15 protein-coding genes and 1 tRNA gene are annotated in these 12812 nt (G+C 47.9%); 13 read left to right on the top strand and 3 right to left on the bottom strand.

Going from position 1 to position 12812, the window contains the following annotated elements; translation table 11 throughout:
- The first annotated feature begins 371 nt into the window (after positions 1-371).
- The 13 genes from AB1797_03370 to AB1797_03310 all read left to right on the top strand — a co-directional run bounded on the left by AB1797_03370 (position 372) and on the right by AB1797_03310 (position 10498).
- A complete protein-coding gene (locus tag AB1797_03370; GenBank protein ID MEW5766652.1) occupies positions 372-1196 on the top strand; it encodes a sugar phosphate isomerase/epimerase family protein in 825 nt (274 codons plus the stop codon).
- Positions 1193-1939, top strand: a complete 747-nt coding sequence (gene rph, locus AB1797_03365; protein MEW5766651.1) for a ribonuclease PH — start codon at positions 1193-1195, stop codon at positions 1937-1939. The genes AB1797_03370 and rph overlap by 4 nt, the downstream gene beginning before the upstream one ends.
- A gap of 4 nt (positions 1940-1943) precedes the next feature.
- Positions 1944-2696: a 5'/3'-nucleotidase SurE gene (gene surE, locus AB1797_03360; protein ID MEW5766650.1), complete on the top strand. Its 753-nt coding sequence runs from the start codon at positions 1944-1946 to the stop codon at positions 2694-2696.
- Positions 2697-2716: 20 nt separating this feature from the next.
- Positions 2717-2842 (top strand): hypothetical protein, encoded by a 126-nt coding sequence (locus AB1797_03355; GenBank protein MEW5766649.1) that lies wholly within the window; start codon positions 2717-2719, stop codon positions 2840-2842.
- A gap of 82 nt (positions 2843-2924) precedes the next feature.
- A complete protein-coding gene (locus tag AB1797_03350; GenBank protein ID MEW5766648.1) occupies positions 2925-5183 on the top strand; it encodes a DNA translocase FtsK in 2259 nt (752 codons plus the stop codon).
- Positions 5184-5221: 38 nt separating this feature from the next.
- Positions 5222-5551, top strand: coding sequence for a hypothetical protein (locus AB1797_03345; protein MEW5766647.1), 330 nt, complete (start codon positions 5222-5224; stop codon positions 5549-5551).
- Entirely contained in the window at positions 5511-6803 is a 1293-nt protein-coding gene (locus tag AB1797_03340) for an adenylosuccinate synthase (protein MEW5766646.1), read from the top strand. Before AB1797_03345 ends, AB1797_03340 begins: the two co-directional genes overlap by 41 nt.
- A gap of 87 nt (positions 6804-6890) precedes the next feature.
- Positions 6891-6965 (top strand) — tRNA-Lys (locus AB1797_03335).
- A gap of 74 nt (positions 6966-7039) precedes the next feature.
- Positions 7040-8140: a 3-dehydroquinate synthase gene (gene aroB, locus AB1797_03330; GenBank protein ID MEW5766645.1), complete on the top strand. Its 1101-nt coding sequence runs from the start codon at positions 7040-7042 to the stop codon at positions 8138-8140.
- Entirely contained in the window at positions 8137-8589 is a 453-nt protein-coding gene (gene aroQ / locus AB1797_03325) for a type II 3-dehydroquinate dehydratase (protein ID MEW5766644.1), read from the top strand. Before aroB ends, aroQ begins: the two co-directional genes overlap by 4 nt.
- A 173-nt stretch (positions 8590-8762) precedes the next feature.
- The gene (locus tag AB1797_03320) at positions 8763-9008 is read left to right on the top strand and encodes a DUF433 domain-containing protein (GenBank protein ID MEW5766643.1); all 246 of its coding nucleotides are present in this window, start codon (positions 8763-8765) and stop codon (positions 9006-9008) included.
- Positions 9009-9016: 8 nt separating this feature from the next.
- Entirely contained in the window at positions 9017-9361 is a 345-nt protein-coding gene (locus AB1797_03315) for a DUF5615 family PIN-like protein (GenBank protein ID MEW5766642.1), read from the top strand.
- Positions 9362-9412: 51 nt separating this feature from the next.
- Complete coding sequence (locus tag AB1797_03310; protein MEW5766641.1) at positions 9413-10498, top strand: Xaa-Pro peptidase family protein; 1086 nt, start codon at positions 9413-9415, stop codon at positions 10496-10498.
- 143 nt (positions 10499-10641) lie between these two features.
- Here the strand turns inward: AB1797_03310 and AB1797_03305 are convergent, their stop codons facing one another.
- Genes AB1797_03305 through AB1797_03295 form a run of 3 tightly spaced genes read right to left on the bottom strand, consistent with a single transcriptional unit; the run spans position 10642 to position 12792 of the window.
- A complete protein-coding gene (locus AB1797_03305) occupies positions 10642-10908 on the bottom strand; it encodes a cupin domain-containing protein (GenBank protein MEW5766640.1) in 267 nt (88 codons plus the stop codon).
- A gap of 6 nt (positions 10909-10914) precedes the next feature.
- Entirely contained in the window at positions 10915-11703 is a 789-nt protein-coding gene (gene lsrF, locus AB1797_03300) for a 3-hydroxy-5-phosphonooxypentane-2,4-dione thiolase (GenBank protein ID MEW5766639.1), read from the bottom strand.
- 60 nt (positions 11704-11763) lie between these two features.
- Entirely contained in the window at positions 11764-12792 is a 1029-nt protein-coding gene (locus tag AB1797_03295; GenBank protein ID MEW5766638.1) for a zinc-dependent dehydrogenase, read from the bottom strand.
- Between the last annotated feature and the right edge of the window lie 20 nt (positions 12793-12812).

The raw sequence follows: 12812 nt of genomic DNA, 5'->3' as shown, positions 1-12812 counted from the left end.
GTTTTTTCCGAAAAAACGGGTTTCTGATCTCGTGTAACCCGAGTAGGTTGCCCCGAATTATTGAGGAAGATACGAAGGACCCGCAAGGTTTCACAAGAAAAATGGACGATTTGAACCGTCCCGAAAATTTTTTCTATTCTACCACATTCTCCCTTCTAAAGCAACAATTTTTTTCCGAGCTATTGGCACTGTGGAAATTTCTTGACTTCTATTAAATTTCAGGGTAATATAGGAGACAGTGAACAGTAGTTAGTAATCGCGAATCTCGAATTGCGGATTGCGGATTGCGAATTAAAAAATAGATTCGAGGTTCGCAATTCGCAATTCGCAATTCGAGATTCGCGATTCGCAATTGAAAGGATATTTTAGGTGTGAAGAAGATAGGCATGTCCACCAGTAATTTAGCCATAACGGCCAATCTGAAAGAAAGCATAGAATTTGCTCAAAGACATTCCTTTAACTGCCTTGAAATATGGGCTGATTTCCCTCATGCCTATCCTGATTATACCAAAAAAAATGAGAGAAAAACGATAAAAAAGATGGCAAATAATAACGGGATGGATGTAGCCGTTCATTCACCTATGTTTAATATAAATATTGCCTCCCTTAATCCCGGCATAAGGGCGGAGTCTATCAGACAAGTTAAAAGCTCCATAGATTTAGCGGCTGATCTGGAGGCAAAGATTGTGGTTCTCCACCCTGGAACCACCCCTTTCCCCCTTCCGGCGGTTAAAAAAGCTGCCCAGGAACTAAATCTGGAGGCCATGAATGCCTGTCTTACTCTGGCTAAAAAGAGGGGGGTAGAATTAGCCCTCGAAAATATCGGCCTCTCGGAGAAGAATCTGGACAGTTCCTTAAATGAATTCTGTCTACTGGTGGAAACCTTAGGGGTAGGCGTGGCTTTCGACCTGGCCCATGCCTATCTCTCCTGGGGAATTCCAGCTACCCTGGAGAGGCTTAAAGAAAAGATTATTCATGTCCATATCAACGATGCTAAAGAGGGAAAAGATTCCCATCTTCCGGTAGGTTTGGGGGAGATTGATTATTCCATAGTCAAGGATTTCCTGAGCCAATTTGAGGGGATGATGATTATCGAGGTCTTTTATCCACAAGATCTTGAGGGGGGGATACTGCGGAGTCGAGAGAAGCTTCTGGAAGTTTTGAATCGAAACCCGGAAAGAGAGGATGGCTCATGAGAAAGGACGGCAGGCAGAATAACCGGATTCGTCCGGTCAAAATCAGGCGAGGTTACATCAAGAATGCCCAGGCATCGGTCCTGATTGAAACAGGAAATACAAAGGTAATCTGCACAGCTACTTGTGAAGAAAGGGTTCCGCCATGGCTCAAGGGATTTGACCGAGGCTGGATAACGGCGGAATATTCTATGCTTCCGGCCTCGGCTTCTACCCGTGTTTCCAGAGAACAAGCCAGATCAAGTGGTCGAACTCACGAAATACAACGAATGATCGGTCGCTCCTTAAGGGCGGTGACTAATCTGGACCCTCTGGGTGAACGGACTATTATCATCGACTGTGACTGTATTCAGGCGGATGGAGGAACCAGAACGGCTTCTGTAACCGGCAGTTTTGTCGCCCTGGTTGATTTAATGGCTCAATTAAAACGAAAGGGTATGGTCAGGGTATGGCCGATAAGGGATTTTGTGGCCGGGGTGAGTGTGGGCGTTCTGAACGGGAAGGCATACCTGGACCTTGACTACGAGGAAGACTCTGCCGCTACCTGTGATCTTAATGTGGTTATGACCGGAGGGGGAAGATTTGTCGAAATCCAGGGAACAGGGGAAGAGTCTACCTTCTCTCGAGCCGAATTGGACGTCCTGCTTGCTTTGGCTGAGGAAGGAATCAAAGAATTGATAGAAGCCCAAAAAAAAGCCCTCGGGGAGGGGCTGGTCGAAAATTTTCCTGGATTGGGAAAGGGATAACACCATGCACATCCTGATTACTAACGACGATGGGATAAACTCAAAGGGGCTTCGTGCCTTAAGAAGAGCATTAAGAGGCCTGGGGGAGTTGTTCACGGTTGCCCCGGATCGGGAGAAGAGCGCCACCGGACATTCTCTGACCCTTATTCACCCTATTCGAGTAGAACAACTGGGAAGACGGATCTATGCCATCGATGGCACACCCAGTGATTGTGTCAATCTGGGGGTTATGGGGATTATTGAGGAGAAGATTGATCTGGTCGTTTCCGGGATAAACAACACCCCTAACCTGGGTGATGATATTACCTATTCAGGGACTGTCTCGGCCGCTATGGAAGGGACCTTACTGGACATCCCTTCCTTTGCTATCTCTATAGCTACCCAGGATGGGGCTAAACCGGATTTCACCTTTGCCGCCAGGTTTGCCCGCCAGGTGGTCCTCTTGATTAAAGAGAAAGGACTCCCACCTCACACCTTGCTAAATATAAATGTTCCTAACGTAGAAGAAAACAAGATCAAAGGGGTAGCTATTACCCGCCAGGGAAAACGAACCTATCGAGAAGAATTAATCAAACGAATCGACCCCCGAGGCAGGGTTTACTACTGGATCGGAAGCAAAGGGGCTATCGGCGAGGAAGAAGATGGCACTGACTTCAAGGCTATCAGTGAAAACAAGATTTCCATCACGCCTCTTCACCTTGATCTAACCAATCACTCCTTTCTGGAACAATTAAAGGGTTGGGAGATAAGGCTGTAATCTCAGTAACCGTTCATCACATGATGCTGGATGCTCGATCCTCGATCCTCGATGCTCGATGCTCGATCCTCGATGCTGGTAAAGGATCAAGTATCCAGAATCAAGCATCCAGGATCGAGGATCGAGGTTGTGTCTTTGTGCCTTAGTGGCTGAACGCTTACTAAACCTCATTTCGGATTTCGGAATTTAATTTTCTGTTCCCCAATCCGCCATCAGCCATTAAATCTGATGAAAGATTCACGAAAAACTCCAGTTCTGGATGAGGCCCTGGGCTTGACTCTACTGGGCATAGCGGCTTTTATCCTGCTCAGCCTCATAAATTACAGCCCAGATGATACCCTCCTTTACACCTCACGGCCTAATGAGCCGGTGAGAAACTATGCCGGTATTGGAGGGGCCTACCTCTCCTGGGGGCTTTTTACTTTCTTAGGTTGGGGTTCATATCTTATCTCACTAATTATGGTCCTCTGGGGATGGAATAGATTCAGGGGAATCAAAGAAAGACTATTTGGTTTCAAGATACCAGGACTCTTGCTCCTATTAATCTTTTCGCCCACTATCTTTTCTCTTCCCTATACTTTAATAGAGGGAACTACTGAAACCAGTCAGTTAGCAGGAGGACTGGTGGGGGCTAAAACAGCCTACTTACTGAAATCTTACTTCCATAATGTCTCCTATCTTATTGCCGGACTTTGCCTGGCACTTGGCTTCATCCTGGCCACCAATCTTTCCCTGTTTGCCTTCATCCTTCATCTCAAGGAGGCCGCCAGCAAACTGATAGAAGGTGTTGGCTCTAAATCAGATAAAATCAAGACCCCGGAGAGAAAGCCGGCTGCTGAACCCTGGACAGGACCTGTTTTAGAACAAAAATCCGGCCTCGAATCTATCTTAGAACCTCCCCCTAAAAGAACTACCCAACCGGAGATGGCCGCTGCCCCATCCCGGGAATTACCTTTATCTGCTCCGCAAATTATCCTTCCCAAGGAGGTGGAAGAATTTGAAGAAGAGGAAAAACTGCCGCCATTTGGTGAGGGAATAATATCTGCTCCCTACAGAATTCCGCCCCTTTCCTTCTTGAAGGGCAGCAGCCGACCCTCAGGTCAAGAAATAAAAGAAGACCTCCTGGCTAATTCCAGATTATTAGAGGAAAAGCTATCTGATTTTGGGATCAAAGCCAGGGTTATTCAGGTGAGTAAAGGGCCTGTCTTAACCAGATATGAACTTCAGCCGGCTACAGGGGTAAAGGTTAGCACCATTGTCAATCTGGCCGATGATATAGCCCTGGCCCTGGCCGCTAGGAGTGTCAGAATCGAGGCGCCTATCCCTGGCAAGCAGGCGGTAGGGATTGAAATCCCCAATCAGGAGGCCACTCCGGTTTATTTAAAAGAAGTCTTAGTTTCCGAAGAGTTTAAACGCTCCAAATCCAAGCTGACCATTGCCTTGGGTAAAGACATCTCCGGAACTCCGGTAGTGGCTGATCTGGCTAAAATGCCTCACCTTTTGATCGCCGGGACTACCGGTTCAGGCAAGAGTGTCTGCATCAACACAATTGTAACCAGTCTTCTTTACAATGCCTCTCCAGAGGAGGTAGAGATGTTGATGATTGATCCCAAGGTAGTCGAATTGAGCGGCTACAATGACATCCCTCACCTTATGACCCGGGTAGTAACTGAACCAAAGAGGGCAGCCATTGCCCTGAACTGGCTGGTTAAGGAAATGGAAAGGCGATATGAGATCCTGGCTCAGGAGGGGGTGAGAGACATAGCCGGTTATAATGAAAAAATCGCTTCAGAAGAGAAGGCAGAAGGGCCAAATAAGCTCCCCTTTATTGTGGCCATTGTAGATGAATTCGCCGATTTGATGGTAGTAGCTCGCGCCGACTGTGAAGAGGCCATCTTCCGGTTGGCCCAAATGGCCAGGGCCGTAGGCATCCATTTGGTCCTGGCTACTCAAAGACCCAGTGTGAATGTCATCACCGGGGTGATCAAGGCTAATCTCCCCTCCAGAATTGCCTTTCAGGTATCATCCAAGGTGGATTCCAGAACCATCCTGGATGCAGGGGGGGCGGAAAAACTTTTGGGCCAGGGTGACATGCTTTTCTTTCCTGCCGGGGCGCCAAAACCGGTGCGGGTTCAAGGTTCCTTCATCTCGGCGGTCGAGGTTAACCGGATTGTAGATTATGTTAAACAGCAGGCGCCGAGAGAGAAACCAGAACAAGAAATAGAAGAACATGAAATATTTAAGGCTGATCTTTCTTCCACCAAAGATTTCAGTGACGAAGAAGAAGATGAGCTTTTTGACCGGGCCCTTAGAATGGTCGTGGAAACCAGACAGGCATCTGTTTCTATGCTTCAGCGAAGGCTTAAGATCGGCTACAATCGAGCGGCCAGGCTGGTTGATCTCTTAGAAGAAAAAGGGGTAGTCGGCCCCCCTGACGGCAGCAAACCGCGGGAGGTGCTTATTAATTCGAAGGACATTCCAGCGTAAGGCTAAATTTTCCCTTGACAAGGCTGGAAATATAAGTTATGATAGACAAAGAGTCAATAGGCTATTGGCTCTTTAACCCAAAGGGACCAAAAGGACTAAAGGGACCAAAGGGACCAAAAGGACTAAAGGGACCAAAGGGACCAAAGAGGCTATTGCCTATGGGCTATTGGCTATTGGCTATTGCCTATGGGCTATTGGCTATTGGCTATTGCCTATGGGCTATTGGCTATTGGCTATTGCCTATGGGCTATTGGCTATTGGCTATTGCCTATGGGCTATTGCCTATGGGCTATTGGCTATTTGGCTATTGGCTGATGATGGCGAGGTATTATGGTTTTCATTATAGTGGGAACTCAGTGGGGGGATGAAGGCAAGGGGAAGATTATTGATCTTTTAACCGACCGGGTAGATATGGTTATCCGCTATCAAGGCGGCGACAATGCAGGCCATACCGTGAGGGTAGGGGGAGAAGAGATTATCCTGCACCTTATCCCTTCTGGTATCCTGCATGCGGAAAAGTGTTGTGTTATTGGATCCGGCGTAGTTATTAATCCCAAAGCCTTACAAGATGAAATAGAGTTTTTAAAAAAGAAAGGGATTCAAGTCGATGGCCGGCTTTACATAAGCCAGAATGCCCATCTTATTATGCCCTACCATGTCCGGTTTGATGTAATGAGAGAGGAATCAGAGGGAAAGGGGGGCATTGGGACCACCAGACGGGGCATAGGACCAACTTATGCGGATAAGGCGGATCGAGTCGGCATAAGAGTGGTCGATTTATTGGATAAAGATGACCTGAAGGAGAGATTAAACCGGAATCTGCTTGAAAAAAATTCTATTTTCAAAAATGCTTACGGGCAAGAAGGATTTGATCCCAGCCAGATCGAAAAAGATTTTCTGGTCTACACCGGCCTGATGGGTAAATATGCAACTGACACCAGTGTCCTGGTTAATCAGGCCATAGATGAAGGTAAGACAGTATTATTTGAAGGGGCCCAGGGAACTCTCCTTGATGTGGATTACGGAACTTACCCTTATGTAACTTCTTCTAATCCGATTGCAGGCGGGGCTTGTATTGGCGCCGGGGTAGGCCCGACCAAAATAGATGCTGTCCTGGGGGTAACCAAGGCTTATACTACCAGGGTAGGTAACGGGCCTTTCCCTACTGAGATGTGTCAATACCACAGTGAGGAAGTGCGGATCAAAGGGAGGGAATATGGGGCCACAACCGGCCGACCAAGGAGATGCGGTTGGTTTGATACAGTGGCAGTAAGATATGCCATCCGTTTAAATGGCCTTAAGGCCCTCATTATTACTAAATTGGATGTCTTAAATGATCTGGAGACCATATTGGTCTGTACCGGCTATCAATATAAAGGCGAATTAATAACCGAATTTCCTCAGTCCTTAAAGATATTAAGGGAGTGTACACCAGTTTATGAAGAGATACCGGGTTGGAAACAAGAGATAGCCCATATCAGGGAATATGCGCAGCTTCCTTCGAAAGCCAAGTATTACCTGGAGCGGATAAAAAAGCTCCTTCAAATCGATATTGCCGTTGTTTCTGTAGGCCCGGAGAGGGATCAAAGCATCATCCTCGATGAAGGTCTTTTGCCTTAAACAGAACCCAGTGCCCAGAACACAGAATACAGATACAAGACTTTTTTGTCTGGATTCTGGGCTCTGGATTCTGTGTTCTGAATCTGTGGGCCGTTAGCTCAGGGGTAGAGCATCTGCCTTTTAAGCAGAGGGTCGGTGGTTCGATCCCACCACGGCTCACCATTTTTTTCTATGCCGCCATCCGCCATCTACAATCCGAAATCCCGGGTACCCACGAAGTGGGTGCGAAATCCGAAATGAGAAGGGTTAAAGTTTCATTAGGAGAAAGAAGCTATCATATTCATATTGAGCCGGGGCTGATGCGGCTGGCTGGAGAGATCATTCTGTCTCTTGGCTTGAGCCGAAGGGTGGGAGTTATTACCAATCCAAAGGTAGGAGGCTTGTATCTTCCTTCATTGAAAGAAAGTCTTGAAAAAGCCGGTCTCACGGTCGAATCAATCGAGGTTCCCGACGGCGAAGAATATAAGAACCTGGAGGCAACTCGAGGGCTTTATAATGAACTCTTAAGCCGCCGGTTTGATCGACGGACACCTATTATTGCCCTGGGTGGGGGTGTAATTGGAGACCTAGCCGGTTTTGTAGCCGCCACCTTTATGCGGGGACTACCCTTTATTCAGATACCGACCACCTTACTGGCCCAGGTTGATTCCAGTGTAGGCGGAAAAGTAGGCGTCAATCTACCTCAAGCCAAAAATATGGTCGGCTCATTTTATCAACCCTGGGTAGTCATCATTGATCCACTGGTGCTTAAGACCCTGGATGAGCGGGAACTGCGAGCCGGTCTGGCTGAAGTAGTTAAATACGGCGTCATCAGAGATGGAGATTTCTTTGCCTATCTGGAAAATAATTGGGCCAGGATTTTAGACCTGGACCCTGAAGCCTTAAGTCATATCATCGCCGTATCGTGTCAGATAAAGGCCGAGGTGGTCTCTCAGGATGAAAGAGAAGCAGGCCAGCGAGCTATCTTGAACTACGGCCACACGATTGGCCATGCCTTAGAGGCCCTGACGAATTACAAGCATTTTCGACACGGAGAAGCCGTGGCCATCGGCCTGATCGGGGCTTCCTGGATAGCCAATGAGCTGGGACTACTGTCAGAGTCAGAGGTAAGGCGGCAAATAAATCTCCTCCAGCAGATAGCCTTACCCACTACTTTCTCCGGGATCGATTCTCAGAAGATTATCGATACCTTATCTTTGGACAAGAAGGTTCTGGGGGGAGAGGTGAGATTTGTCTTACCCACTCAAATCGGCCAGGTGATAATAAAATCGGCTATTGGGACTGAAGTTATCCAGAAAGTCCTGAAAAAGATCGAGGGGAAAGGAGGGGCCGAGTGACTAAAATCTTGATTATTCACGGACCGAATCTTAATTTGTTGGGGATTAGAGAGCCTGAACACTATGGTCAAACTACCCTGGAAGGGATCAATGAAAAACTGAGGGAGATGGCGGCGGCTCATCAAGTAGAGCTTGAGATCATTCAATCTAACCACGAGGGAGAGATCGTAGATAAGATAGGGCAATCTTATCAGAAGGTAGAGGCGATCGTGATCAATCCAGGGGCTTACACCCATACCAGCATTGCCATCCGGGACGCCGTGGCCGCGGTAGGTATCCCTACCATCGAGGTTCACTTATCCAACATCCAGGCCAGAGAGGAATTTCGCCACCATTCATTAATTGCTCCGGTCTGTGCGGGCCAAATCAGTGGCTTTGGGGCTGACAGTTACCTGCTGGGCCTCAAGGCCGCCATTGATTTGGCTAACCGTGAAAGGCCTGATCGCTGAAGTTTCGACCTTAAAAAGAGGCTCATCGTGGATTAGGGTCTACCTCTACCTGAAGGATCGGGCCGGACCTATCTGAGGTAGAACTCCTGAGGAAATAAGCTGCTCTGACGGTCAGCGGTGGTAGTTCTTTACGCCGGTGTAGAAGTACAAACTTTAGGAAGGAGGAAGAGGTTATGTCAAATCTACTTGAACGGATTACAATAAATCCTCAAATCTTTGGCGGTAAGCCTATCATTCGGGGAATGAGAATTTCAGTAGAAATGATTCTTGACCTTTTCAGTCAGGGAGTTACAGAAAAAGAGATATTTGAGGATTATCCTATGCTGGAACCAGATGATCTTCGAGCATGTCTATTTTATGCCAAGGTGCTTGTAGCCAATGAAGAACTGGAAGCCATAGAAATGGAGCAAGTCTCGTGAAGTTCTTAGTGGATGTTTGCGTAGGACAGGCTATTAGAGACTATTTGGTCCAAAAAGGATATGAGGCTCGATTAGTAGCAGACAGTGATCCCAGAATGTCGGATTTAGAGATATTAACCTGGGCTTACCAGGAGAAGCGAGTTCTAATAACCCTGGACAAAGACTTTGGTGCCCTGGCCTTTCAAGTAGGTGTTCCCCATGCAGGAGTAATTCGTTTACCGAATGTTCCACGGCAAAAGCGATTAGAACTCTTGGAGATAGTTTTAACACACTATCTAACAGCCCTTCAAAAACAGGCAGTTATAACAGTAAAACGGGGGAAAATCCGAATTACTCCCAGAGGTGTAGGATAGGAAAAGGTGAGAGATGAATGAAAAGGACGAGATGAGGCAAAAAGGAAGGCTATGAAACATAATAGATTGAGCCAGTTAAGAGAGGCTATGGCCTCCAGGCAGATTAAGAGGGTCCTGATTGCTGATTTGACTAATCTCCAGTATCTAACCGGTTTCACTGGGTCATCCGGTGGGGCAGTTATTACGCCTGAAAAGGCCTTGTTTATTACTGATTTCAGATATGTGGAACACGTGGAGCAGGAAGTAACCGGGTTTGAATTAGTCAAGGTCGGCCAGGATAAAAGCCTTTTAGAGGCCATCGTTGAGCTGGTAAAAAAAGAAAAGATCGAAGAATTGTGGGTAGAGACAGACCATCTGACCCAGGATCAATATCAGACCTTAAGTGAACATTTAGAGTCGGTTTATCTTTATTCCTGCAAGGAATTAACCGAAGAGCTAAGGTTAATAAAAGACGCCGATGAAATTCAATGCCTCAGAGAAGGCGTGGGGATTGCTCAACAGGCCTTTCTGCAAACCCTGGAGCTTATTCGACCCGGGGTGGCCGAGCGAGAGATCGCCTATGAGTTAGAATACCGGATGAGAAAATTAGGGGCGTCTGGAAGGGCCTTTGAAACTATTGTTGCCTCAGGAGATCGTTCTTCCCTTCCCCACGGCGTTTCCGGAAATCGCCGGCTGCAGTCAGGGGACTTAATCGTGATCGATTGGGGGGCTACTTATGGCGGTTACTTTTGTGATATGACTCGCACCTTGTGTTTAGGCCGGCCATCCGAGCGTCAGAGAGAGATCTATGATCTGGTGAAATCAGCTCAAAAGGCGGCCTTTAATCTCTTGGCTCCCGAAGTATCCTCGGCTTCCGTGGATAAAGGCGCCCGAGAGGTGATAAATTCGGCCGGGCTGGGTAAATACTTCGGCCACAACTTGGGTCACGGTGTAGGCAGAGAGGTTCACGAAAAACCCCATGTCACCTCCAAGCCCGGCAAAGAAACAACCTTAAAAGCAGGGATGGTCTTCACCATTGAACCCGGGGTATATCTGCCCTCTTTTGGCGGGGTTAGGATTGAAGATATGGTCCGGCTTACTGATGATGGGTATGAGATACTGACCGATCAACTACCCGAGGGGTTAATCGTGCGGTAAATGAAGTCCGGGCCTTGAGTATTGTTTCGGCCATTCATAACTTAATCGCGAATCGCGGATTGCGAATCGCGGATTGCGAATCGCGAATCGCCGATTAAAAAAATAGATTCGCGATTCGCGATTCGCAATTCGAGATTAACGATTCAATAGGTATAAACCTTCCTGATCTTCTCTACCACATTCCAGGTGCATTTAAGCCCTTTAGGGAAATGGGCTAAATCACCGGCCTTAATCTCAACTTCACCACCTGGGGTTTGAACCTTTACCTTGCCTTCCAGGACATAAGCTGTTTCATCAGCCGGATATTCCCAGGGGAAGGTAGAGGGTTCGCATTCCCAGGGACTCCAGTGGTCAACCCCTAATGACTTTAATTTCTCCTGATCAGGCTTCTCTACTTTGATTTCAGACATAACACCTCATCCTTTCTTCAGGCTGTTGAATATCTCTTCCGCCTCGTCTACCGAGGCATTTTCATGCACAATAGCTCGCAAAGCTCTGTTCATAGGCACTGGATACTCATTCTGCCAGATATTTCTACCCAGATTCACCCCAATAGCTCCTTTTTGCATCCCGTCGTGGACGAACTCAAAGACTTCACGGTCTGTCTCCACTTTAGGGCCTCCAGCCATTACCACCGGCACGGGGCAGCCATTTACGACCTTCTCAAAGCCCTCACACCAATAAGTCTTTACTACCTTAGCCCCTAATTCAGCCGCAATCCGGCAGCATAAAGCCAGGTAGCGGGCGTCCCGCTTTTCCATTTCTCTGCCTACGGCCGTTACGGCCATCACCGGGATGCCATATCTTTCGGCTTCATTAACCAACTGGCCTAAATTCAACAAGGTCTCCTTCTCATAATCAGAACCAATAAAGACAGACATGCCCACGGCGGCTGCATTAAGCCGAATCGCCTCCTCGATGGAGGTGGTCAGGCCTTCATTAGCCAGGTCTTTACCCACCATACTAGTGCCGCCGGAGACCCTGAGGATAATCGGCTTGGTATTGGCCGGGTCTATGGCTGAACGTAATACCCCCCTGGTGACAAAAAGGGCATCACAATAAGGTAAAAGCGGTTTGATCGTTTCCCCTGGTTTTTCTAATTTCCTGGTCGGCCCTTGAAAATAACCGTGGTCTATCGGCAAAAAGAAGCAATGACCATCCGGTTGAATTAGTTGAGCCAGGCGATTTTTCATTCCCCAATCCATTTTTTAATCCTCCTTCGGTTTTTTAAAATGCCGGCCGCGGTCAAAGCGGCCAGAATTACCTCACCTCTGAGGTTCAATAATTACCTTAATCGAATCTTCAGCCTTAGCCACCAACTGGAAGCCCAGGCCAGTTTCGGCCAGACTCAGGCGGTGAGTAATCATCTCCGCCACCCGGAGTTTGCCGGACCGAATCATTTCCAGGGCCTTCATATGGTCAGCAAAATTACCCGCATAGGAAGTAGTCAGGGTGATTTCATTACGCCAGAAAAGCTCATTGATGGAAAGGGGAATAGTGACCCCTTGATCAGTTGGGGCAAAGAAGAGGACACATCCGCCTCGCTCTACTGATTGTAAGGCCTGGAGGATAGCTGAGGTGGCTCCAGTGCAGACGATGACTAAGTCGGCTAATAAGCCGTTATTGATATGACGCAGGCTGGCTACCACATCTTCTTTCGCCTGAATTACGGCCTCGGCTCCAAAGCGTAGGGCTGCCTGGAGCCGATAATCATTAATGTCTGTGGCTATTACCCGGGTGGCGCCTAAGGCGTTGGCTACGTGAACATGAAGCAAGCCAGAGATGCCACTGCCTATAACCAGCACCGTTTGGCCCGGCTCCAGACCGGCCAGTCTTTGTCCTCGCATAACGCAAGCTACCGGCTCAATAAAGGTGGCCTCTTCATAAGATACCTCATCGGGTAGAAGATATACCCCCCGGTCGACATTAATGGCCGGCAGCCGAAGATATTCCGCAAATCCTCCTGGGTCAAAATTTGTTTTTCTGAGGGTCTCACAAACCGTTTCATGTCCTCTTTGACAATAATGGCAGGCATTACAGGGCACATGATGAGAAGCTGAGACGCGATCGCCCACTTTGTATTTCTTTACCCCTTGGCCTGCTTCAACGATCTCTCCCCCAATCTCATGGCCCAATACTAACGGCACCTTGTGAATTCGATACCACTCCATCACATCACTGCCGCAGATGCCGCTGGCCTCTATCCTGACCAATAACTCACCCGGGCCAATCCAGGGTCGGGGCATCTCTTCTAATCGAACATCTTTATTGTTGTAGTACATCGCTACCCGCACGGTATTCTACCTCGCCACGG

It is taken from the genome of bacterium, from assembly GCA_040753085.1.
GTDB lineage: Bacteria > UBA9089 > JASEGY01 > JASEGY01 > JASEGY01 > JASEGY01.
Note: the sequence above shows the minus strand (reverse complement) of the source record. Positions and strands in the feature narration are given on the sequence as shown.